The 22,775-nt window shown below is 71.9% G+C and carries 21 protein-coding genes and 1 riboswitch; of the genes, 2 read left to right on the top strand and 19 right to left on the bottom strand.

Annotated features, from left to right (window positions below; all coding sequences use genetic code 11):
* Nucleotides 1-45 precede the first annotated feature (45 nt).
* Nucleotides 46-1,089, bottom strand: a complete 1,044-nt coding sequence (locus ACFC0G_RS28565) for a peptidoglycan DD-metalloendopeptidase family protein (RefSeq protein ID WP_376408264.1) — start codon at nt 1,087-1,089, stop codon at nt 46-48.
* A 4-nt stretch (nt 1,090-1,093) separates the two neighbouring features.
* A riboswitch (cyclic di-AMP (ydaO/yuaA leader) is annotated at nt 1,094-1,249 on the bottom strand.
* 393 nt (nt 1,250-1,642) lie between these two features.
* Between ACFC0G_RS28565 and ACFC0G_RS28560 the strand changes: the two genes are divergently transcribed.
* The gene (locus tag ACFC0G_RS28560; RefSeq protein ID WP_376408261.1) at nt 1,643-2,464 is read left to right on the top strand and encodes a tyrosine-protein phosphatase; all 822 of its coding nucleotides are present in this window, start codon (nt 1,643-1,645) and stop codon (nt 2,462-2,464) included.
* Nucleotides 2,465-2,477: 13 nt separating this feature from the next.
* Here ACFC0G_RS28560 and ACFC0G_RS28555 read toward each other — a convergent pair whose 3' ends face one another.
* The 18 genes from ACFC0G_RS28555 to ACFC0G_RS28470 all read right to left on the bottom strand — a co-directional run bounded on the left by ACFC0G_RS28555 (nt 2,478) and on the right by ACFC0G_RS28470 (nt 21,251).
* Nucleotides 2,478-2,630 (bottom strand): DUF6126 family protein, encoded by a 153-nt coding sequence (locus ACFC0G_RS28555; RefSeq protein ID WP_376408258.1) that lies wholly within the window; start codon nt 2,628-2,630, stop codon nt 2,478-2,480.
* Between the two features lie 33 nt (nt 2,631-2,663).
* On the bottom strand, nt 2,664-3,293 hold the full coding sequence (locus ACFC0G_RS28550) for a helix-turn-helix domain-containing protein (protein WP_376408255.1): 630 nt from the start codon (nt 3,291-3,293) through the stop codon (nt 2,664-2,666).
* A gap of 75 nt (nt 3,294-3,368) precedes the next feature.
* Nucleotides 3,369-4,754, bottom strand: coding sequence for an aspartate aminotransferase family protein (locus ACFC0G_RS28545; RefSeq protein WP_376408252.1), 1,386 nt, complete (start codon nt 4,752-4,754; stop codon nt 3,369-3,371).
* Between the two features lie 22 nt (nt 4,755-4,776).
* Nucleotides 4,777-5,799, bottom strand: coding sequence for an adenosyl-hopene transferase HpnH (hpnH, locus tag ACFC0G_RS28540; RefSeq protein WP_376408250.1), 1,023 nt, complete (start codon nt 5,797-5,799; stop codon nt 4,777-4,779).
* 7 nt (nt 5,800-5,806) lie between these two features.
* Nucleotides 5,807-6,496, bottom strand: coding sequence for a 1-hydroxy-2-methyl-2-butenyl 4-diphosphate reductase (locus ACFC0G_RS28535; protein ID WP_376408248.1), 690 nt, complete (start codon nt 6,494-6,496; stop codon nt 5,807-5,809).
* The gene (shc, locus tag ACFC0G_RS28530; protein WP_376408246.1) at nt 6,496-8,535 is read right to left on the bottom strand and encodes a squalene--hopene cyclase; all 2,040 of its coding nucleotides are present in this window, start codon (nt 8,533-8,535) and stop codon (nt 6,496-6,498) included. Before shc ends, ACFC0G_RS28535 begins: the two co-directional genes overlap by 1 nt.
* 107 nt (nt 8,536-8,642) lie before the next feature.
* The gene (locus ACFC0G_RS28525; protein WP_376408244.1) at nt 8,643-9,743 is read right to left on the bottom strand and encodes a polyprenyl synthetase family protein; all 1,101 of its coding nucleotides are present in this window, start codon (nt 9,741-9,743) and stop codon (nt 8,643-8,645) included.
* Entirely contained in the window at nt 9,740-11,140 is a 1,401-nt protein-coding gene (gene hpnE, locus ACFC0G_RS28520) for a hydroxysqualene dehydroxylase HpnE (RefSeq protein WP_376408242.1), read from the bottom strand. Before hpnE ends, ACFC0G_RS28525 begins: the two co-directional genes overlap by 4 nt.
* 100 nt (nt 11,141-11,240) lie before the next feature.
* Nucleotides 11,241-12,191 (bottom strand): presqualene diphosphate synthase HpnD, encoded by a 951-nt coding sequence (hpnD, locus tag ACFC0G_RS28515; protein ID WP_376408239.1) that lies wholly within the window; start codon nt 12,189-12,191, stop codon nt 11,241-11,243.
* Nucleotides 12,188-13,099, bottom strand: coding sequence for a squalene synthase HpnC (gene hpnC / locus ACFC0G_RS28510; protein WP_376408237.1), 912 nt, complete (start codon nt 13,097-13,099; stop codon nt 12,188-12,190). Before hpnC ends, hpnD begins: the two co-directional genes overlap by 4 nt.
* A gap of 313 nt (nt 13,100-13,412) precedes the next feature.
* Nucleotides 13,413-14,060, bottom strand: a complete 648-nt coding sequence (locus ACFC0G_RS28505; RefSeq protein WP_376408234.1) for a TetR/AcrR family transcriptional regulator — start codon at nt 14,058-14,060, stop codon at nt 13,413-13,415.
* A 177-nt stretch (nt 14,061-14,237) separates the two neighbouring features.
* Nucleotides 14,238-15,023 carry an ABC transporter ATP-binding protein gene (locus ACFC0G_RS28500; RefSeq protein ID WP_024757946.1) on the bottom strand — a complete coding sequence of 262 codons (786 nt, stop codon included), beginning with the start codon at nt 15,021-15,023 and terminating at the stop codon, nt 14,238-14,240.
* A complete protein-coding gene (locus ACFC0G_RS28495; protein ID WP_376408232.1) occupies nt 15,016-15,945 on the bottom strand; it encodes an ABC transporter permease in 930 nt (309 codons plus the stop codon). The genes ACFC0G_RS28500 and ACFC0G_RS28495 overlap by 8 nt, the downstream gene beginning before the upstream one ends.
* A 49-nt stretch (nt 15,946-15,994) precedes the next feature.
* Complete coding sequence (locus ACFC0G_RS28490; protein WP_376408548.1) at nt 15,995-16,840, bottom strand: glycosyltransferase family 2 protein; 846 nt, start codon at nt 16,838-16,840, stop codon at nt 15,995-15,997.
* 47 nt (nt 16,841-16,887) lie between these two features.
* A complete protein-coding gene (locus ACFC0G_RS28485; RefSeq protein ID WP_376408230.1) occupies nt 16,888-17,667 on the bottom strand; it encodes a CDP-alcohol phosphatidyltransferase family protein in 780 nt (259 codons plus the stop codon).
* Entirely contained in the window at nt 17,645-18,706 is a 1,062-nt protein-coding gene (locus ACFC0G_RS28480; protein ID WP_376408227.1) for an iron-containing alcohol dehydrogenase family protein, read from the bottom strand. The genes ACFC0G_RS28485 and ACFC0G_RS28480 overlap by 23 nt, the downstream gene beginning before the upstream one ends.
* A complete protein-coding gene (locus ACFC0G_RS28475; protein ID WP_376408225.1) occupies nt 18,694-19,431 on the bottom strand; it encodes a sugar phosphate nucleotidyltransferase in 738 nt (245 codons plus the stop codon). Before ACFC0G_RS28475 ends, ACFC0G_RS28480 begins: the two co-directional genes overlap by 13 nt.
* Nucleotides 19,428-21,251 (bottom strand): DUF5941 domain-containing protein, encoded by a 1,824-nt coding sequence (locus ACFC0G_RS28470; RefSeq protein ID WP_376408545.1) that lies wholly within the window; start codon nt 21,249-21,251, stop codon nt 19,428-19,430. Before ACFC0G_RS28470 ends, ACFC0G_RS28475 begins: the two co-directional genes overlap by 4 nt.
* A gap of 411 nt (nt 21,252-21,662) precedes the next feature.
* On the opposite strand from ACFC0G_RS28470, the gene ACFC0G_RS28465 reads away from it, so the two are divergent.
* Entirely contained in the window at nt 21,663-22,604 is a 942-nt protein-coding gene (locus tag ACFC0G_RS28465) for a cation diffusion facilitator family transporter (protein ID WP_376408223.1), read from the top strand.
* Nucleotides 22,605-22,775 lie beyond the last annotated feature (171 nt).

Here is a 22,775-nt window from a genome sequence, read left to right as displayed (position 1 = left end):
CGGCGGCCCGGCACAGGTGTGCCGGGCCGCCGGGGAGCGTGCGTGTCAGACGGAGACGCCGTGCTGGCGCAGGTAGGCCAGCGGGTCGACGTCGGAGCCGTAGTTCGGGGAGGTACGGATCTCGAAGTGCAGGTGCGGGCCGGTGGAGTTGCCGGTCGAGCCGGAGAGGCCGATCTGCTGGCCGCCGCTGACGGTCTGGCCGGACGAGACGGAGAGGGAGGAGAGGTGGGCGTACTGCGAGTAGTTGCCGTCGGCGTGCTGGATGACGACCTCGTTGCCGTAGGCGCCGCTCCAGCCGGCGGAGACGACCGTGCCGGCGCCGACGGCGCGGACGGTGGTGCCGGAGGAGGCGATGAAGTCGACACCGGTGTGGTAGCCGGAGGACCACATGGAGCCGGAGGCGCGGTACGGGGTGGAGAAGCCGCCGCCGGCGACGGGCGTGACCCAGCCGGACGCGGAGGTATCGGCACCCGCCGACTGAGACGACTGAGACGACTGAGACGTCTGCGAGGACTGCGAGGACTGCGAGCTCTGCGACTCGGCGGAGGCGGCGGCCGGGGCGGCGGAGCGCTGGCTGCTGCGCGAGGCGCGCGAGGTGTCGCCGTTCTTCTCGGAGCTCTGCGTGCTCTCGGCGGCGGCCTTGGGCGCGGCGCTCTTCGGGGCGACGTGCTTGGGGGCGGCGTGCGCGGTGTTCTTGGCGCCGAGGGTGAGCTTCATGCCGGGCAGGATCAGCGAGGGGTTCTCGCCGACGACCTGGCGGTTGTCCTGGTACAGCTTCTGCCAGCCGCCCGCGAGGTGGTGCTCGCCGGCGATCTTCGACAGGTAGTCGCCGCTGACGACGGAGTACGTCTTCGGCGCGGCCTTCGCGGCGGCGGTCGGCGCGGCCTGGAGGGCGGCGGGCGCCTTCACCTGGGCGGCGGCGCTGACGGCCTGGGCGGGGACGGCGGCCGGGGCGGCCTGCTCGGCGGCGTGGGCCCCGGTGGCACCGAGGAGCGGAAGCGCGACGACGGCGCCTCCGGTACCGGCGGCGACGAGTCCACGCGTGAGCGGGTTGGTCCTGGTACGGCGGTGCTTACCCTTCGCGGGCATGGCGAATTCCTCTCCGGCGCCTACGAGGTGAGCTGTCGGGTTCGGACTGGAGATGCCCGGCCGCGTTCTCGCGCGGCTTCACCCCGAGCCGTCCTGTGTCGCGGGACCGGCGTACTTCCTGGGTCCCCCGCTCCTGCCACGCATGGGATGAGTGCGGATTCCGGACGGTGGCAGGATTCGGCGGTCCGACCGGATTGACGGTGACGCTAGACGAGCGGGGTCGGAGCGAACAAGCCGCAGATTTCCCCCGGCATTACACGGGCCGCATTCCGGGCGGAATTCCGGTCACCCTCCGTCGATGACGGTCCTTCGATTTCCTTTTTCCGTACGGCAATTGCCGGGGGCCTTCGGCCACGATCCGTCACTTCTATGACCCTGCTCACGCGGCTCGGCCCATCTCACCTGTAAACAGGGCGTGTTCCCCCTTACCCCTCATTTCGGACAGATCGCCCATTCCCGTCCGAGGGGGTGCGCAGACCCCCTCCCACCTGGATGATTGTCCTAGGCACCGATCTCGCATCGGGCCCCCGAACGTCGACCCCCAGGAGCATCCGTGACGCAGCAGCTGCCGCAGGTCCCGCCCACCGAAGCGAACGAACCCGAGCTGGCCGAGGTCCGCAACTTCCGGGACGTGGGCGGCCTGCCGACGACGGACGGGCGCGCCGTGCGACCCGGGCGCCTCTTCCGCAGCGGCCACCTCGCCCACGCCACCGAGGCGGACGCCGCCTTCCTCGCCTCGCTCGGCCTGCACACCGTCTTCGACTTCCGCAACGAGGCCGACCGCAAGGTCGAGGGCGCGGACGTCGAGCTCCCCGGCGTGCGGAACGTGAACATACCGCTCAACGACCCGGCCGACGGCAAGGAGTTCTGGAAGCTGGTGCGCGACGGCGACATCGCCCAGCTGCGGGAGATCCTGGGCGACGGCAAGGCGGCCGCCCGGATGTCCGACTCGTACCGCAAGATGATCGTCGAGCGGACCTCGGAGCACAGCCGGATCCTGCACTCCATGGCGGAGGAGAGCGTCCCTGCCCTGATGCACTGCGCCGCGGGCAAGGACCGCGCGGGCCTCTCCATCGCGATCACGCTGCTCGCCCTCGACGTCGAGCGCGAGGCGATCGAGGCCGACTACGTGAAGTCGAACGACCCGCACCGCCGCTACAAGGTGCGCCGCAGCTCCACCGCCGCGGACGCGATGTCGCCCGAGGTGATGGAGCTGCTGAGCCCGCTCTTCGACGCGCGGGTGGAGTACCTGCGGGCCGCGTTCGAGACGATCGACGCGACCTGGGGCTCGGTGGAGACCTACCTGACCGAGGGGCTCAAGCTGGCCCCGGAGACCCGTGAGCGGCTGCGGGAGCGCTTCCTCGTCGAGGCGTAGGCGCGGACCGCTCCTAGCTCTTCGCGCCCATCGCGAAGAGCAGGTAGAGGAAACCGGCGAAGAGGTGTCCGGCGATCAGGTACGCGAAGAGACGGAGGACCAGCCCCTTGGGGAACTTGCCTTCCCCGCGCTCCTCGCCGGTGACAGGTCGTGACTTCTCGGACATCTCGGTCCTTTTCTGACGAAGGGGCACGTGGGGTCAGCGTCGGTGCGGGGTTCCGTCGCCGAGACACAGCTCGGCGACGGGACTCTGCATCAGGGTGTGGACGAAGAGCAGCTCGGCCCCGCCGGACGTGGCGGCGCCGATGCGGTGCGGGGTGAGCGAGTCGAAGTGCGCGCCGTCCCCCGGATCGAGGACGTGGACGGCGTCGCCGAGCGCGAGCCGCACCCGTCCCTCCAGGACGTGGATCCACTCCTCGCCGGGGTGGACGCGCACGATGTCGCCCCGGGTGGCGTACGGCACGTGGACGCGCAGGCACTGGAGCGCGCGCCCGGCACCGCCGGCCTGGCGGTAGATCCAGCCGTCGGCCTCGACGGGCTCGGAGCGGCCGGCCCGGACGACGGGATCGTGCTCGGGCGGGGTCTCGCCGAGGAGCTCGGAGACCGTCGTACCGTAGATACGGGCGAGGGCGAGCAGCATCGGCAGCGAAGGCTGCCGGTTCCCCGTCTCCAGGCGGGAGAGGTGGGCCGGCGAGAGGCCGGCCCGCTGGGCGGCGGCCTCCAGGGTGAGTCCCCGGCGGCGGCGCAGGGCCCGCAGCTGCGGGGCGACGTCGGGCAGGACGTCGGGGGTGGCGGGGTCCGGGGCGGTGTCCCCGGGGACGTGGTCCATGCGTCCATTGCGCCAGGATCATGCCTCTGAGGCAAGTTTCTTGCCTCAGAGGCAAAGACCAGGGATCCGTCCGGCTCAGCGCTGGGCCACGGCCTGCTTCACCAGGGTCCTCCCGAAGTCCCACATCAGCCCGCCGCCGCCGTGGGCCTCGTCCATGACCGCCGTGAAGGCGGTGACGAACCGGTCCACGTCCGCCTCGTCGACGACCAGCGGCGGAATCAGTTTGATCACCTCCAGGTGGTCCCCGGAGACCTGGGTGAGGATCCGGTGCCGCTGGAGCAGGGGCACGACGACCATCTGGGCGAAGAGGCCCTTGCGGGCCGCCTGGAGCATCGCCCACCGGCCGCGCAGCCCCAGGGACGTCGGCCGGCCGAACTCGATCCCGATCATCAGACCGCGTCCGCGCACCTCGTGCAGCAGCTCGTACCGGGGTACGAGCTCCTGGAGGCGCCCGGACAGCAGGTCGCCGATCCGCCGGACGTGGGCGACGGTGTCCTCGCTCTCCATGACCGAGAGGACGGCGAGCCCGGCCGCCATGGCCTGCGCGTTCGATCCGAAGCTCGCCGAGTGGACGAGGACCCGGTCCATCGACGAGTAGACCTTCTTGAAGATCCAGTCCTTGCCGAGGGTGGCGCCGACCGGCACGTAGCCGCCGGACAGCGCCTTGGCGACGCAGACCAGGTCCGGTTCGACCCCCGGCTCGTGCTGGTACGCGTAGAAGTCCCCGGTCCTGCCGAGGCCGGTCTGCACCTCGTCCGCGATCAGCAGCGCGCCGTGCCGGTGCAGCAGCTCCTGCGCGGCACGCAGGAAGCCGGGCGGCGCCTCGTGGACGCCCTTGCCCTGGATCGGCTCCACGACGAAGGCGGCCACGTCGCCCCGGCGCAGCTCCCGCTCCAGGGCTTCGAGGTCGCCGAGGGCGATCGCGGTGTCCGGCAGGAGCGGGTCGAAGCCCTCCCGGAAGCCGCGCTCGCCGTTGACGGAGAGCGAGCCGGTGGTGAGCCCGTGGAAGGCGTGGGAGCAGTAGAGGACCCTGGGCCGCCCGGTGGCGTACCGGGCGAACTTGAGGGCGGTCTCCACGGCTTCCGTGCCGCTGTTGCCGAAGAAGACCCGGTCGAGGTGCGGGCTGTGCGCGAGCAGCCGTTCGGCGAGCAGTCCCGGCAGCGGCTGGCAGTCGAAGCGGGTGAGGTCGGCGAGCTGGGCGTCCAGGACGTCGTGGAGGGCCTTGCGGACGACGGGGTGGTGCCGTCCGAGGCCCATCACGCCGAAGCCGGCGAGCATGTCGAGGTGGTCGACACCGTCGGCGTCCCAGAAGTGGGCGCCCTCGGCCCGCTCGTACACCTTGTCGAAGCCGATGGTGTGGAGCATGCGCGGCAGCTGGTGGTTGAGGTACTTGGCGTGCAGTTCGTACCGCTCGCCGCCGCGCTCGGCGAGCAGGGCCCGCAGATCGAACTCCTCGCTCATCGCCCGCCCACCTCCCCCGCTCTCACGTGCTGTTCCCGGAGACGGTCTCCCGGATCGCGCGCAGGGACTCCTTGAGGGAACCCATGGTGGCGAGGACGGCGGTGGGCTCGTAGCCGCAGTGCGCCATGCAATTGGCGCAGCGCGGGTCCTTTCCGCGGCCGTACTTGTCCCAGTCGGTTTCCTCGACGAGTTCGCGGTACGTGGGGACGTATCCGTCGCTCATCAGATAGCAGGGGCGCTGCCAGCCGAAGAGCGAGTAGTTGGGAATGGCCCAGGCCGTGCACGGGAAATCGGCCTTTCCTTCCAGGAAGTCCAGGAAGAGCGGCGAGTGGTTGAGACGCCAGCGGCGCCGGTTTCCGCCCGCGAAGGCCTTCTTGAAGAGTTCGCGGGTCTGCTCGACGCCGAGGAAGTGCTCCTGGTCGGGGGCCTTCTCGTAGGCGTAGGCGGGCGAGATCATCATTTCGTCGACCTGGAGGTCGTCGTTGAGGTAATTGAGCACCTCGATGATGGTCTGCGGGGTGTCGGTGTTGAAGAAGGTCGAATTGGTGGTGACGCGGAAGCCGCGCCGCTTGGCCTCCTTGATGGCCGCCACCGCTTCGTCGAACACGCCCTCCTTGGCGACGGATTCGTCGTGCCGCTCGCGCAGGCCGTCGATGTGCACGGCGAAGGCGAAGTACGGCGAGGGCGTGAACTTCTCCAGCTTCTTGCGGAGCAGCATCGCGTTGGTGCAGAGGAAGACGTACTTCCTCTTGGCGACCAACTGGCGCACGATCTCGTCGATCTGAGGGTGCATCAGGGGCTCGCCGCCCGCGATGGACACCATGGGGGCGCCGGACTCCAGGACCGCGCCGACGGCCTGTGCGACCGGCATGCGCTGCTTGAGGACACCCGCCGGGTGCTGGATCTTTCCGCAGCCCTCGCATGCGAGGTTGCAGGCGTAGAGCGGCTCCAGCTCGACGATCAGCGGGAACTTGTCCCGCTTGCGGAGCTTCTGTTCGAAGAGGTAGGTCCCGACCCTGATGGACTGACGAAGCGGCATGGCCATAACTCGCTCACCTCCTGGGGAGCAGCAAAGAACGGTGCCATTCGAAGAATGCGGGAAGGACGGCACGGAGAACACGGAAGGCCGATATTCCCCCGCGTACCGTGCCGATCCGGACCAGTTCATGTTCTGGAGCGTCCACGACCACCCGGACGGCCGCAACCGGGCGGGCGTCCGGCCCAGCCCCGAGCCGGCCGGCCTCCCGCGCGGTCCGCAGGGTCGCCGCGGACTCCATGTCGACGGCGATCGCGCCGGTGGCCCGCAGCGCGACCCGCTCGGGCCCGCGCACCACGTGGTCGGAGCCGGTCAGCGGGCCGGTGTGGACGGTCCGCCCGGGCACGGCCTTGACCAGCGCCTTCACCAGGAGCTCGGTGCCCACGCAGGGGGTCGTGCCGTCGGCGTCCCGGGTCTCCTCGGCGACGATCAGGTCCCCCGGGTGCATGCCCGGGGCGAGCCCCGCGCAGAAGCCGGAGGCGATGACGGCGGCGTCCGCCCACCGCTCCTCGCCGAGCGCCCGGGACACGGCGCGGCGGGCGTGGGCGGGTCCCATGCCCGTACGCACCACGGTGACCGGTCCGGGGGCCCCGCCCCGGTCCCCGCTGCGCAGGGCGAGCTTCTCGATGCCGAGCGCGCAGGCGATCAGCAGCGGCGGAGCGGTGCCGGGGCGGGGGGTCGGCCCCGGGCCCGGCTCGCGGGCCATCAGCCCTCCTCGGCGGTCGGCCGGGAGGAGCGCGCCGGATGGGCGGAACGGGTCGAGCGGGCCGACTGCGGCGAGGGATCCCCGTACACGTAGCGGCCGAGCGCCGTGAGCGGGAAGACCAGCCGGTAGAGGTGGTAGTTGATGGAGAAGTCCCAGGGGAAGCCGGTGCCCGTGAAGTACGGCTCGTCCCAGGAGCCGTCCTCGCGCTGCGTCTCCGTGAGCCAGGCGACGCCCCGCCGGACGGGCTCGGAGTCGCGCTCCCCCGCCGCGAGGAGGGCGATGAGCGCCCACGCGGTCTGGGAGGCGGTGGAGGCGCCGCGGCCGATCCACTCCGCGTCCTCGTACGAGCGGAGGTCCTCGCCCCAGCCCCCGTCCTCGTTCTGTACGGAGCCCAGCCAGGCGACGGCCCGGCGGATCGCCGGATGGGAGCCGGGCAGCCCCGCGGCGGTGAGGGCCGGGACCACCGACCCCGTCCCGTAGACGTGGTTGACGCCCCAGCGGCCGAACCAGGCACCGTTCGGCTCCTGTTCGGCGAGGAGCCACTCGATTCCCCGGCGCGTCCGGGGGTGCCGGGCCTGCCCCTCGTAGGCGAGCATCTCCACCACATGGGCGGTGACGTCGGCGGACGGCGGGTCGATCACCTCGCCGAAGTCGCAGAACGGCAGCTTGTTGGGGAACACACTGGTGTTGTCGGCGTCGAAGGCTCCCCAGGCGCCGTTGCGCGACTGCATCCCGACCGTCCAGCGCGCGCCCCGGGCGATGGCCGCCTCCACCCGGGCGGGGTCGGGGTGGTCGACCCGGCGCAGGGCGAGGACGACCTCGGCGGTGTCGTCGATGTCGGGGTAGTTGTCGTTGTGGAACTCGAACGCCCAGCCGCCCGGCGGGAGTCCGGGGCGGCGCACCGCCCAGTCGCCCTCCTTGGTGATCTCCTCGTCCAGCATCCAGTCGACGGCCTTCACCAGGGCCGGGTGGTCGGGACGGAGCCCGGCGTCAGCGAGCGCGATGGTGGCGAGACAGGTGTCCCAGACCGGCGACTGACAGGCCTCGATCATGCGGGAGCCGTCCTCGCGCCAGACCGCGAACCGGTCGAGGGACTCCAGGCCCGCGCGCATGACCGGGTGCTGGAGGTCGTAGCCGAGGAGGTGCAGGGCGATGACCGAGTAGACGGCGGGGGGCTGGATGCCGCCCCAGCAGCCGTCGTTCTCCTGGCGCTCGATGATCCACCGCGCGGCCGTCTTCATCGCGGTCCCGCGCAGCGCGCGGGGGGCGACCCGGTGGTAGACGTGCAGTGCCTTGTCGAGCCGCTGGAAGATCCCGTCCCAGCCGGTGGCCGGGGCGAGGGGCCGGGGCGGGTTCGGGCGCGCCGGATCGGTGTGCAGCTCGTCGAGCGGAAAGGGCGCGGGGCGGACCGGGCGCTTCGCGGAGACCACGGTGAGCGGCACGATCGTCTGCCGGGCCCAGCAGCCGAAGTCGTAGATGTTGAGCGGGAACCACTTCGGCAGGAAGAGCAGCTCGGGGGGCAGCTCGGGCAGGTCCTCCCAGCGCCACCAGCCGAAGAGGGCCAGCCAGATCCGGGTGAAGACCCGGGCGGCGGCGATGCCGCCCCGGGCGCGGACCCAGGCGGAGGCGCGGGCCATGTGCGGGGCCTCGGGCGGGTCCCCGGCGAGCCGCAGTGCCACATAGGCCTCGACGGTGGCGGAGACCTCGCCGGGTCCGCCGTAGAAGGTGCCCCAGGCGCCGTCCTCCCGCTGTTCGCGGCGGATGTGGAGGGCCGCGGCACGGAGCGTGTCGGCGTCGAGGATGCCCAGGAACTGGCGGAGGAGCAGGTCCTCGGCGTCCATGGTGACGTTGGTCTCCAGGTCGCCCTTCCACCAGCCCGCCGGGTCCTGGCGGGCGAGCAGGTGCTCGACGGCGCGTTCCGCGGCCCGTGCGGCGGTCTCGTCGAGGCCCGACGCGGAGGCGTCGGTGTCGTGCGTCGTGCTGGCCGCGGCGGCCCGGGGGCCCACGGCCCCGGCGCTTCCGTCGGTCGTCGCTGTCATGGCTTCCCCTTTGCGCAGTCGGTTACTTCTGCTTCTACGGGTCTGCCGTCGGCCGGCGCCGGAAGGCACCGGCCGGCGACCGCGAACTCATATCAGGGTGATGGTGATCATCTCTTCCGTACGACCACGAAATCGGCCAGCGCGGTGAGCTGCTCCCGCACGCGGGCGGGCATGTCCACCTCGTGCAGGGCCGCGATCGCGACGGCGTGCTGGCGGCGGGCCTCCTGGGAGGTCCACTCGCGTCCTCCGGCCTCCTCGATGAGGGCGGCCCGGAAGGCGAACTCCTCCTCGGAGAAGGTGTCGAAGTCGTTGGACTTGGCGTCCTCGGCGAGCAGCTCGCCGAGCCGCTCGGAGGCGGTTCCGCCCGCGGCGAGGGCCGCGACGACCGGCAGCGACTTCTTGCGCTGGCGCAGGTCGCTCCAGGTCTGCTTGCCGGTGGCCTCCGGGTCGCCCCAGATGCCGAGGAGGTCGTCGACGGCCTGGAAGGCGAGGCCGAGGTGGTAGCCGTACTCCTCCAGCTTGTCGGCGGTGCGGTCGTCGGCCCCGCCGAGGACGGCGCCGATGGAGACGGCGCAGGCGAGCAGGGCGCCCGTCTTGTTGCCCTCCATCTCCAGGCACTCCTCGACGGTGACCCGCTCGCGGTGCTCGTACGAGATGTCCTGGGCCTGCCCGTCGATGAGCTTGCGGGTGGCCGTGGTCAGCCGGCGGGTGGCCCGGCCGGCCTCGACGGTGCCGAGTTCGAGCAGCAGCTCGTTGGCGAGGGCGAAGAGGGCGTCGCCGACGAGGATGGCCTGGGCGGGCCCGTGCACCTTCCACACGGTGTCGCGGTGGCGGCGCTGCTCGTCGCCGTCCATCAGGTCGTCGTGGAGCAGCGAGAAGTTGTGGACGAGCTCCACGGCGACGGCGCCGGGGATCCCTACCTCGGGCGCGGCGCCCGCGGCCTCGGCCGACAGCAGGGCGAGCGCGGGGCGGATCGCCTTGCCGCCGTCGCCGTCGGCGGGGTTGCCGAGGGCGTCGATCCAGCCGAAGTGGTAGGCGGCCACGGTGTCCATGGGCGCTGCGAGGCGGTCGACGGCCGCCCGCAGTACGGGGGTGGACAGGGTCCGCCCCCGTTCCAGCAGTGCGGACACGTCCGCGGTGTCGACGGCCGGATTACCCGGCGGCACAGTCGGCACGGTCTCTCCTCTTGTTCCGGTACTCACAGTCATGCCGCCTCCTGCAGCGGATGGTCATGACGGCGGCCGAGGGTGGAGAGCGCGGCGCCCGCTGCGCTGAAACCGCTGCGGACGGCGCCCTCCATGGTCGCGGGCCAGCCGGTGGCGGTCCAGGATCCGGCCAGGTAGAGGCCGGGGACCCTGGTGCGGGCGCCGGGGCGGAGCCGGCCGACGCCCGGGGAGGGGGCGAACGTGGCCGTCCGCTCCCTGGTGACGAAGAAGTCGCGGATCCCGGCGCCGCGGGCGGCGGGCAGCAGCCGCTCCAGCTCCGGGAGGTAGCGCTCGCGCAGGGCGGCGACGGGCTCGTCGATCTCGTCCTGGGCGGCGGACTGGGAGACGGCGAGGTACTGGCCGCCGCCCCGCAGTCCCGAGGAGTCGGTGCGGTCGAAGACCCACTGCACCGGGGAGCCGAGCGCGGTGAAGAACGGCCGCTTCAGCACCTTGCGGTCGTAGACGACGTGCAGGTTGAGGATGGGCGCGGTGTCGATGTCGAGGAGCCGGTCGGGATCGTCGAGGGCGCCTTCGGGCAGCAGGCCGTGCGTCTCGTGCTGCGGTACGGCGAGGACGACGGTGTCGGCGTCGATCGTCTCCCCCGGCACCTCGACGGCCCAACGCCCGTCGTCGGTACGGGAGATCCGCTCGGCCTTGGTGCGCAGCAGGGTGCGGACGCCGAGGGCGTCGAGCTCCTTCGCGGGCCGGGTGTCGTGGAGTTCGCCGAGCGGGACGTGGGCCCAGCCGATGTCGGCGGCGCCGGGCTCGGAGAGCAGGCCGGTCTTGAAGACCATCGCGGCGAGCCCCATGGAGGCCTGCGGGGCGGGGGCGTTGAGGGTCGGGATGCCGACGAGGTCCCAGAGCGCCTCGATGGTGCGCGGGGACTGTCCGTGGCGGCCGAGCCAGGTGGCGAAGTCGATGCCGTCGAGCGCCGGGTCGGCGGGGTCGAGCTTCTTCAGGGCGAGCGCGGCCCGGCCGACGGAGGCCCGCTCGGCGAGCGAGAGGTGCGGATACGTGGCGAGGCTGCGTGCGAGGTGCAGCGGTACGGGGAGGTTGTCGCGGCGGATCCGGCCGAGCCGGGGGCCGCGGGGGTGCGCGACGTCGAGGACGGGGACGTCGAGGCGGTCCTGGAGGGGGGCGAGGCGGGCGCCGTCGATCCGGTCGAGGAACCAGCGGTAGGCGGTGCAGCAGCGCAGGTACACGTGCTGGCCGTTGTCGACGGTGAGGTCGCCGCGGCGGAAGGAGAAGGCGAGGCCGCCGAGGCGGGGCCGGCCTTCGAGCAGGGTGACGCGGACGCCGGCGTCGGCGAGCTGGAGCGCGGCCGTGATCCCGGCGAGCCCGCCGCCGACGACGACGGCGTGGGGCTGCCGGGGGTGCCGCTCGGTTCCTTCGGTCGTCACACGGCCTCCGTTCGGGTCGCGTCGGTCGGCAGGGGTGCCGCAGGCAGGGACGCCGGGGCAGCGCTCCGGGTTGCCCGGCGGACGGGGGCGCACGGGCGCATCAGGCACGCCTCCTGACCGTACGTCGGGCGATGTGCCGGGTGTCGAGCCCGGAGAGGCCGCGCACGGCGACGTACGCCTTCTCCCGGCCCGGCAGCGAGACCCGGCCGCGGAGCACGGCCTCGGGGTCGCGCTCGATGCGGTCGAGCAGCCGCCGGTAGATGCCGGCCATGGCGGCGACGCACGCGCCGCTGCGCCGGTCGAGCATCGGCAGGAGCCGGTAGCCCTCGGCGAACAGGGCGCGGGCGCGCCGGACTTCGAAGTGGACGAGCCCGGCGAAGTCGGCGCCGGGGGGCGGGGTCTCGCTGCCGAAGCCTTCCCCGCAGCCGAACTTGGCGAGGTCGTCGGCGGGCAGGTAGGTGCGCCCGTTCAGGGCGTCCTCGCGGACGTCCCTGAGGATGTTGGTCAGTTGGAGCGCGAGCCCCAGGGTGTCGGCGTACTCGGGGGCGCGGTCGGCTCCCTGGGCGCCGGGCTGGGTGCCGAAGACGCCGAGCGAGAGCCGGCCGATCGCTCCGGCGACGCAGCGGCAGTAGACCTTGAGGTCGTCCCAGCTCTCGTAGGTCGCGCCTCGGACGTCCATGAGGACGCCGTCGATGAGCTCGTCGAGACCGCCGAGCGGGATCGGGAAGCGGCGGGCCGAGTCGGCGAGGGCGACCGCGACGGGGTCGGTGTCGTCGTCGTCGACCTCGCCCGCGCGGACCCGGTCGAGCAGCGCGCGGGTGGCTTCGAGCCGCTCCCGCTTGGCCTCGGGCGCGAGCGTGCCGTCGCCGATGTCGTCGACGCGCCGCGAGAACGCGTACAGCGCGGACATCGCCTGGCGCTTCTCGGTCGGCAGCAGCCGGATCCCGTAGGCGAAGTTGCGGGCCTGCTGCCCGGTGACCGCCTCGCAGTAGCTGTAGGCGGCCTGGACCGGTGCGGTCGGCTGGAGCTGTCCCTCCACGGTGGCGCTCACCCCTCTCTCCGCGCCTGGAGCAGAACCGCTCCGGCCTGGCGCATCAGGCTCGGCTTGGTGGGCCTCGGCGGACCGGGCAGGACGTCGAATCCGGCGGCGGCGACCGCGTCGAGCGCCGCGAGGCCCCCGGCGGCGAATCCGGCGAGGAGGAGGCGGAGCCGGCCGTGGACGCTGCCGACGAGCGGGGTGCCCGCGTGCAGGAGTTCACGGGCCCGCTCGGCCTCGAAGGCGATCAGGGCGCGCACGGAGGCGCCCGCGGTGGGCCGGGCGAGGTCGTCCTCGGTGACGTGGAACCGCTTGAGGTCCTCGGCGGGCAGGTAGATCCGGTCGTTGCCGAGGTCCTCGGCAACGTCCTGGAGGTGCTCGACGATCTGCAGGGCGGTGCAGATCTCGTCGGAGCGCCGGATCCGCTCCGGGGTGTCGGTGCCGGTGATGGCGAGGACGAGGCGCCCGACGGGGTTCGCGGAGAGCTCGCAGTACGCGAGGAGGTCGTCGTACGTCTCGTAGCGCCGGACCAGCTGGTCCTGGCGGTTGGCCGCGATCAGCCCGAGGAAGGGCTCGGGGGTGAGGCCGCACCGCCGGACGGTCGGCTGGAGCGCGCGCAGCAGGGGGTGGCGGGGGGTGCCGTCGAAGACGCGCCGGAGGTCGGCCTCGAAGGCGTCGAGGAGGGCGATCCGGTCCTCCGCCTCCTCGGGGCCGAGGCCGAGGTGCCGGGCGTCGGCGCCGCCGGGGGCGAGGTCGCCGTCGCCGATGTCGTCGACGAGGCGGGCGTACCCGTAGACGGCCATGAGGTCGTCGCGCCAGGCCCGGGGCAGGAAGAAGGGGGCCACGGGGAAGTTCTCGTCCGCGGCCTTGCCGAGTGTGGTGCGCGTGGAGGCGTCGGGGCGCACCTGCCGGGTTCCCGTCACTGGGCGCTGCCCGACGGGGGGACGGCGACACCCTCGTGGAGCTGGAGATTCTGCGTCATGGCCGTCACGACTCCCGTTCTACACTGCCGATCCAATCCATCCTATTTCGGACACGCCGCCTACTCCTGCCCGCCGGGCCGTCTCCCGGCGACCCGATGGCCGTGGGGTATCGCCCTACTTGCCTCGAAACAGACCGGTCCAGCTTACGTTGTACGAGGGCCGTCGACGTTCCGGGGTGGCAGGGATCCGGGACTTCATCCGTACGGGTCGCCAACCCTCGTACACAGCAAGGGAGTTCGAGGACGGTCCGGGATCAGAGGACACGCGTGCCGGAGACCACCATGGCCAGCGTGGACTCGACGACGTCGTCCCTGCGCTGCGCGGGAAGGCGCCGCAGCGGGCCGTCGAGCAGCAGGAGCGACAGCCCGTGTACGGCGGACCACGCGGCGGCACCGGCGGCGGGCCGGAAGCCGGGCCGGGGCCCACCGGCCTTGGCGAGCCCCTCCAGGGCTTCCCTGAGCAGGGTGAACGCGCGGATCTCGGGCTCGGCCGGCTGCCGCCCGGAGGCCGGCTCGTCGGCCTCGGCGGGTCGGGCGACGCAGAACGCGGCCCGGTAGAGGCCGGGCTGCTCCACGGCGAAGCCGACGTACCCCCGGCAGAGGGCGACGAGCCTGCGCTCGGCGGCCAGGGCGGGGTCGTCGGCGCCGGGCTCGCGGGCGGCGGCCCGCTCCATGGAGTCGGCGAGCAGGCACTGGGCGTGGGCCTTGACGGTACGGAGCAGTTCGCCGCGTCCGTCGAAGTGCCGGTAGGCGGCGGTGGGCGAGACACCGACTCTGCGGGCGGCCTCGCGCAGCACCACCCTCTCGGGGCCTCCGCCGGTGGCCAGGTCGACGGCGGCGCAGATCAGCGCGTTCCGCAGATCGCCGTGGTGGTAGGTCTTTCCCCCCGAGATCGCTGCCATGGGGATCATCCTGCCCGATGTTGACCGCATGAACATTCCAGGTGGCAACACGACGCGCGGGGAAGAAAGGGGCCGGTGCGAAGCACCGTCCGGCAAGGGTGGCGGCGGGCGACGGGAGGGCGGAAGAACCCCTACCGGATGACATCGGCAGGGGTTCCGCACAGCTCGGATCGGCCTCTAGCGGGCGGTCTCCCGCTCGTACGCCTTGAGGACCTCGTCCGTGGGGCCGTCCATCAGGAGCTGCCCCTTCTCCAGCCAGAGCACCCTGTCGCAGGTGTCCCGGATGGACTTGTTGCTGTGGCTGACGAGGAAGACCGTGCCGGCCTCCTTGCGCAGCTCGCGGATGCGCTCCTCGGAGCGGATCTGGAACTTGCGGTCACCCGTCGCGAGCGCCTCGTCGATGAGGAGGACGTCGTGGTTCTTGGCCGCCGCGATGGCGAAGCGGAGGCGGGCGCCCATGCCGGAGGAGTACGTGCGCATGGGCAGGCTGATGAAGTCGCCCTTCTCGTTGATGCCGGAGAAGTCGACGATGCCGTCGTAGCGCTCACGCACCTCCTCGCGGCTCATGCCCATGGCGAGGCCGCCCAGGATGACGTTGCGCTCGCCCGTCAGGTCGTTCATGAGGGCCGCGTTGACGCCGAGGAGCGAGGGCTGGCCGTCGGTGAAGACCTTGCCGCTCTCGGTGGGGAGCAGACCGGCGACGGCGCGCAGCAGCGTGGACTTGCCGGAGCCGTTGGAGCCGATGAGGCCGATGGCCTCGCCCCGGTAGGCGGTGAAGGTGACGCCGCGGACGGCGTGGACCTTGCGGACGCCGCGGGTGACCTCGGCCTTGCCGCGGCCGACGATCCGGCTGAGCGCCGCGGTGGCGCTGCCCTTGCCGCCGCCACCGGTGTTGACCCGGTAGACGATGTGGACGTCGTCGCAGATGACGGTGGGGACGTTGCTCGGGTTCGGGTCAGCCACGGCCGTACCTCTCCTCGGCCTTCCAGAAGTAGACGAAACCGCCGGCGCCGACGATGACCGCCCAGGCGAGGGCGGTCACCCAGACGTGGTCCGGCAGGTTCTGCGCGCCGTAGCCGTCGATGAGGGCGAAGCGGATCAGGTCCATGTAGACCGCCGCCGGGTTGTACATGAGGATGTCGGCGATCCAGGCCGGCTTGTCGGCGAGCATCACCGGGATCGAGAACATGACGCCGGACGCGTACATCCAGGTCCGCATGATGAACGGCATCAGCTGGGCGAGGTCGGGCGTCTTGGAGCCCATCCTGGCCACGATCATGGCGAGTCCCACGTTGAACACGAAGTGCAGGAACAGCGCCGGGACCACCAGCAGCCAGCGGGGCGTCGGGTAGCTGCCGAAGGACAGCACGATCGCCACGAGGACGATCATCGAGAACAGCAGCTGCTGGAGCTGCTGGAGCGAGAACGAGATCGGGAGGCTGGCCCGCGGGAAGTGCAGGGCCCGCACGAGGCCGAGGTTGCCCGAGATCGCCCGGACGCCGGCCATGACCGAGCTCTGGGTGAAGGTGAACACGAAGATGCCGGTGACCAGGAAGGGGATGTAGACCTCCTTGGACATCCCCTGCCCGGCGCCCAGGATCAGCCCGAAGATCAGGTAGTAGACCAGGGCGTTGAGCAGCGGGGTCGCCACCTGCCACACCTGGCCCAGCTTGGCCTGGCTGTACTGGGCGGTCAGCTTGGCCGAGGAGAACGCCAGGATGAAGTGGCGGCGGCTCCACAGCTCGCGTACGTACTCGAACAGCCCGGGCCGGGCGCCGCTGACCGCGAGACCGTACTTCGCGGCCAGCTCGGCCGGGGCCAGGCCCTCGTCGACGGACGGGGGCGCGCTCGTCGCGACCGCCCCGCCCTGGTGTGTGTCACTCACAGTCGAAACTTTCGTGTTCAAGATGCGCGGCACGTCGGGTACCACGATGTCAGACGACCGGGGGGCGACCCAGCCGGGTCAGGCGCCACACCGTACGCCACCTCATCGGGCGGCGCGGCCCGCAGGGAGTCGTCCACCCCTCGCGGAAACCGCCGAACCACGCCTTGAGCGCGGAGAGCGAGGGCCGACGTGCCAGGGTGAGCAGCAGCCAGACGCCGAGATACACCGGCACCAGGGGTGCGGGCAGATTGCGACGTGCCAACCACACTCGGTTACGGGCCACGTTGAAGTGGTACGAGGCGTGGCGGGAAGGCGCTGTAGTGGGGTGCAACAGCACCATGTCGGAACGGTAGTCGATCATCCAGTCGGCGTCGAGCGCGCGCCAGGCGAGATCGGTCTCCTCGTGCGCGTAGAAGAACTCCCCCGGGAGGGTGCCCACTTCGGCGAAGACCTTGGTGCGGACGGCGTTGGCACCGCCGAGGAAGGTCGTCACCCGCGAGGAGCGCATCGGGTCGGCGGAGCGCAGTCGCGGCACGTGGCGGCGCTGGGTGGCCCCGGTCTCGGGGTCGGCGATGCGGAAGCCGATGATGCCGAGCCGCGGGTCCGCCGTGAAGGCCTGGCGGACCAGTTCGGCGGTGTCCGCGTGGGCGAGCAGACCGTCGTCGTCGAGGAAGAGCAGGACGTCGACGTCGGTGCCGCCGGGCCCGAAGGCCTCGATGCCGACGTTGCGGCCGGCGGGGATGCCGAGGTTCTCCGGCAGGTCGACGGTACGGACCCAGCCGGGCACCCCGGTGACCGGGGTGCCCTGCCCGACGACGACGACCTCGACCGGGTCGCCCTCCTGCTTGGCGACCGAGTCGATGAGCGCGCGCAGGTCGTCGGGGCGGTTGCCCATCGTGATGACGACGGCCCCCACCTTGAGCGGAGAACTCACGGCCGACCTCACTTCAGCCTGCTGGAGACCAGGATCGACACCAGGTGCAGCACGGTCTGGAGCAGGGCGATGCCGCAGAGGACGGCGACGCCGAGCCGGGAGAAGAAGAGGTCGCCCCTGATCTGGTCCGCGATGGCGAGGGCCAGGATCAGGAAGGAGGCCTCGATCCCCAGGATCAGGCGGTGGAACTTGAGCGCGGCGGCGGCCCTGCGGGCCAGCGCCATGCCGGAGGAACGCGGCTCGGCGGCCGCCTCCTTGACCGGCGGGAGTCCGCCCTGGTGCCGGGCGACGCCGACGAGGTCGGTCTCGGCCTTGATCAGGATCGCGCCGAGGGCGGCGAGGGTGCCGAGGAAGGCCCACAGCCAGTCGATCCGGCCCGTACCCCACGGATCGGCGGCGCGCAGGCCGAAGCCGACGAGCACCGCCGCGTCGCAGAGGTACGCACCGACCCGGTCCAGCCAGACGCCGCTGAGCGAGAACTGCTTCTTCCAGCGGGCCACCTCGCCGTCGACGCAGTCGAGCAGCAGGTACATCTGGACCATCACGACGCCGAGGACGGCGCCAGGGATGCCCGGCACGAGGAGGGCCGGAGCGGCGAGCACGCCGAAGACGGTCATCAGGTAGGTCAGCTGGTTGGGCGTGACCTTCGTGGTCACCAGCCGCCGCGTGATCCGCAGGGAGATCTCCCGCATGTACAGGCGGCCGCCCCAGTGCTCACCGCTCCGCCGGTCCTTCACACCCGGAGGGTGGACGACCGGTCGGAGCTCAGCTACCGATGGCTTTTGCATAGTCGGCGTACGCGTCCCTGATCTCGTCGTCGGACAGGTCGAGGTGTTCCAGGATGGTGAACCGGCCCGGCCGGGTCTGCGGGGCGAAGGACACCGCCTGGACGAACTCGTCCACGCTGAAGCCCATCTCCTCCGGCAGGACGGGCAGCCCGTGCCGGCGCAGGGTCTCGACCATCAGCGCGGAGCCCTCGTGGGCGCCGCGCAGGTGCATGGCGAAGGCCGCGCCGAGACCGCACTGCTCGCCGTGGCTCGCGGCCCGCGTCGGGAAGAGCAGGTCGAAGGCGTGGCTGATCTCGTGGCAGGCACCCGAGGAGGGGCGCGTGTCACCGCTGATGGACATGGCGATGCCGGACATCACCAGGCCCTCGGAGAGCGTGACGAGGAAGTCGTCGTCGCCCACCCCGCCGGGGTGGCGGAGCACGGCCTCGCCGGCGCTGCGGGCCATGGCGGCCGCGAGCCCGTCGACGGGCTCGCCCGTCTCCTGGTGGGAGAGCTCCCAGTCGGCGATGGCGGAGAGGTTCGAGATCGCGTCGCCGATGCCGGAGCGGACGAAGCGCACCGGGGCGTCCCGGATCACGTCGAGGTCGATGACCAGCGCGATCGGGGTCGGCACACCGTAGGAGCCGCGCCCGTTGTCGTTGTCCAGGGTGGACACCGGCGAGCAGATCCCGTCGTGCGACAGGTTGGTGGCGATGGCCACCAGCGGCAGGCCGACCCGGGCCGCCGCGTACTTCGTCACGTCGATGATCTTGCCGCCGCCGAGGGCGACCACGGCGTCGTACCGCTTGCCGCGCATGGCGTCGGCGAGCTTCACGGCCTCGTCGATGGTGCCGCCGGAGACCGGGTACCAGTCCGCGCCCGGAAGCTCGGACGCGAACTGGTCACGCAGCTTCAGGCCCGAGCCGCTGCTGATGGCGACGGCGATCTTGCCGTTGCTGGAGATCCGCTGGTCCGCCAGGAGCGCGGAGAGGTCGTCCAGCGCTCCTCGGCGGATGTCGACGACGACCGGCGACGGGATCAGCCGGGTCAGTACTGGCACGCGATCTCACGGCCCTTCGCGAGGTCGTCGTGGTTGTCGATCTCGACCCACTTGACGTCGCCGATGGGGGCCACGTCGACGGTGAAGCCGCGGTTGACGAGCTCCTGGTAGCCGTCCTCGTAGTAGAGGTCGGGGTCGCGCTCGAAGGTGGCCTTGAGGGCGTCGGCGAGCTCCTCGGCGGCCTCGGCCTCGATGAGCGTGACGCCGATGTACTCGCCGGTGGCGGTCGCCGGGTCCATCAGCTTGGTGATGCGCTGGACGCCCTTGCCCTCGGCGGTGATGACCTTCATCTCCTCGTCGGCGAGGCTCTTCACCGCGTCGAGGGCGAGGATGATCTTCTGGCCGTTGCCGCGGGCGGCGAGGAGGGTCTCCTCGACGGAGACCGGGTGGACGGTGTCGCCGTTGGCGAGGATCACACCGCGCTTGAGGACCTCACGGGCGCACCACAGGGAGTAGGCGTTGTTCCACTCCTCGGCCTTGTCGTTGTCGACGAGGGTGATGGTGAGGCCGTACTTCGCCTCCAGGGCCTCCTTGCGGGCGTAGACGGCCTCCTTGCGGTAGCCGACGACGATCGCGACCTCGGTGAGACCGATCTCGGCGAAGTTCTTCAGCGTCCCGTCGAGGATCGTGGTCTCGCCGTCGACAGGCACGAGGGCCTTCGGCAGGGTGTCGGTGTAGGGGCGCAGACGGCGTCCGGCACCGGCTGCCAGTACGAGGCCGATCATGCTGTTTCTCCTTCGTCGTGAACGGCGGGTGCTCCGGAGGAGACCCAGAAACGGATGGACTCCACGAGCACCACGAGCGCGACGGCGACCGCGAGGGCGGTCAGTGCCAGGGTGAAGTCGTCACCGCGGTCCGCCAGGAGGGCGGCGAGAGCGACCACCAGGAGCGTGCGCCCCTCGTGTCCGCCGGTGACGCGCACCAGCCACGTGGGCGGCGCGCCGGTGCCACCGCGAATGCGGTACACCGTGTCGTAGTGATGGTAGGCGACCGCCGCGACCAGCCCGAACGCCGCCGGGAGGGCGTGCGCCGCGTCGGAGCGGGCGGCGAGGACGAGGACGGTGGTGTACTCGGCGACGCGGAAGAGCGGGGGGACGAGCCAGTCCAGGGCGCCCTTGAGGGGGCGGCGGACGGCCACGCCGGCGAACACCACGGAGAGGGCGGCGGCGACGACGGTCTGCGGGTCCCCGAAGGGGCGGCCGAGGACCGCGGCGAGCAGGATGCCCGTGGCGATCAGCGCGAGGACGAAGCCGGGGAGCAGCCCGAGCCCGAAGCCGCCGAAGATCCGGCCGGCGATCCGGGCCAGCGGGCCGGAGTCCGCGAGGTCGTCGAGCGCCCGGGCGGCCCGGTCGGTCCGCTTCGCCTTGCGGGTCACGGAGCGCAGGACGCGGCCCGCGGTGGTGTAGCAGGCGGCGAAGGCGCAGCCGGCGAGCAGCGCCCAGAAGACGATCCGGGGGGTGGTGACGGCGGTGAGGACGGCGATCATCGCCCAGCGCTCGCCGATCGGCAGGATGATGATCCGGCGGACCCAGACGGTCCAGCCGACGCTGTCGAGGCGGCCGGAGAGGGCGGCGGAGGGGCTCGTGCCCGCCGTGGCGTCGTGGGTGGCCTCGTAGAACGCGAAGTCCACCATGTGCCGGCAGGTCATGAGGACCATGGCGCCGAGGGCGAGGGCCCAGACGTCGTCGCCGTTGCGGGCGGAGCCGAGGGCGAGGCCCGCGTAGAAGGCGTACTCCTTGGCGCGGTCGAAGGTCGCGTCGAGCCAGGCGCCCAGCGTCGAGTACTGCAGCGAGTAGCGGGCGATCTGCCCGTCGGTGCAGTCGAGGACGAAGGAGACGAGGAGGAGGACGCCGGCGGCGACGTAGCCGCCGCGCTCGCCGGTGGCGGCGCAGCCGGCCGCGATCAGCGCGGTGAGCAGCGAGGCGGTGGTGACCTGGTTGGGGGTCAGGCCGCGGCGCGCGCACCAGCGGGCGAGGTAGCGGGAGTACGGGCTGACGCAGAAGGTGGTGAAGAAGCCGTCCTGGGCCTTGACGGCCGAGCGGAGGCGTACGGCCTCCTCGTCGACGGCGGCGACGGCGGCGCGCGCCTCGTGGCGGGCCTCGGCGTCGGTGGGCACGGTGGCGACGAGGGTGCCGAGCTGGGGCCGGTGCACGGCGACGCCGTCGGCGTCGAGGGCGGCGGCGACCGTGCCGGTGAGGTCGTCGGCGGGGCCGTCGGCGCCGGCGGCCCCCGCGGGCACGGTCACGGCGGTCGCGGTGGTCAGCGCGCGGGTGAGCGCGGGGCGGGCCTCGCTCTGCGCGGTGAGCGCGCCGGGCGCGGCCGCGGCCGGGAACCGGGGGTCGGTGAGCGCGAGGCGCAGGGCGTGCAGGTGGCCGACGAACCGGGGGTCGACGAGCGCGACGCGCTCGCCCGCCGGGACGGCTGCCAGCAGGGAGCCGGTCTCCTCGGCGCCGGTGGCGATCCGGACGTCGAAGCCGAGCGACCGCAGATCAGCGTCGAGCGAGGATCCGGGTGCCGGCGGGCCGGTGAGGATGGCGGTCGACAGACGAACTCACTCCTTGGAGCTGACGAGGGGCCTGCGGGCCGTGGCGGCCCGGGGCGCGGCGGTGCGGCCCGGCGCCGGGCGGCGGCACGTCGGCTGAGGCTATCGGATGAACGGAGCGTGAGTTCACCGAGGCTTCGCGGGCAGGACTCCCCCGGGCCCACCCGTGGCCTCACGGGTGCGCCGTCCCCCGTGAAGATCATCATGGGCGATCGGCCGCCCGCACCGCGGCCCCCGGCCGGAGACCACCCGGAGAGCCCTTGCCGAGCGTTTCCCGCCATGGCCGGTCCTGATGGCATCGTCGCAGGTCAGAGCATATGACAACGGTGTTCAGTACCGTGTTGCACATACCCCCCACCCGTAGTTCACTTGCCACCTGGGGCAGACGGAACGACGCGATCGGGAGGCCATCTCATGGGGGCTGGACACGACCACGGGCACAGCCACGGCGGAGCGCCCCCCACGGGCACCGCGGGGGCCGCGCACAAGAGCCGGTTGCGGATCGCGCTCGGCATCACGCTCTCCGTGATGGTGATCGAGATCATCGGCGGTGTGGTCGCCGACTCGCTCGCGCTGATCGCCGACGCGGCCCACATGGCGACGGACGCCGTCGGCCTCGCGATGGCGCTGCTCGCGATCCACTTCGCCAACCGGCCGCCGTCCGGGAACCGCACCTTCGGATTCGCCCGGGCCGAGATCCTGGCGGCGCTCGCCAACTGTCTGCTGCTGCTCGTCGTCGGCGGTTACGTGCTGTACGAGGCGATCCAGCGGTTCGTCCAGCCCGCCGAGACCAAGGGCGGCCTGACGATCGCCTTCGCCGTCGTCGGCCTCGTGGCCAACATGATCTCCCTCTCCCTGCTCGCACGGGGACAGAAGGACAGCCTCAACGTGCGCGGGGCGTATCTGGAGGTGCTCGCGGACGCGCTCGGCTCGGTGACGGTGATCATCGCGGCCGGCATCATCCTGGCCACGGGCTGGCAGTACGCCGACCCGATCGCCTCGATCGTGATCGGCCTGATGATCGTGCCCCGGACGCTCAAGCTGCTGCGCGAGACCCTGGACGTGCTCCTGGAGGCGGCGCCCAAGGGCGTCGACATGGCCGAGGTACGGGCCCACATACTGGCGCTGCCCGGCGTCGAGGACGTCCACGACCTGCACGCCTGGACGATCACCTCCGGCATGCCGGTGCTCTCCGCCCACGTGGTGGTCGACCAGGGCGCGCTGGACTCGGTCGGACACGAGAAGATGCTGCACGACCTCCAGGGGTGCCTGGGCTCCCACTTCGACGTGGAGCACTGCACCTTCCAGCTGGAGCCGGCCGGCCACGCACAGCACGAGGCCAAGCTCTGCCTCTGAGGCACCCGGCCTGTTAGCCTTTTCGAACGCACCCGTGGAGAGAGGAGCTGAGGTTGATGACCGTCGCGATGGAGGCTGCCCAGTGCGGCAGCGCCCGGTCCAGCTTCGGCTTCCGGGTCACCGGCTGACCTGATCCCGGTCTTCCCACCGGTACGTCACGTCGTCGGCCGG

Origin of the sequence: Streptomyces sp. NPDC056169, assembly GCF_042268445.1 — a bacterium.
Lineage (GTDB): Bacteria > Actinomycetota > Actinomycetes > Streptomycetales > Streptomycetaceae > Streptomyces.
Note: the sequence above shows the minus strand (reverse complement) of the source record. Positions and strands in the feature narration are given on the sequence as shown.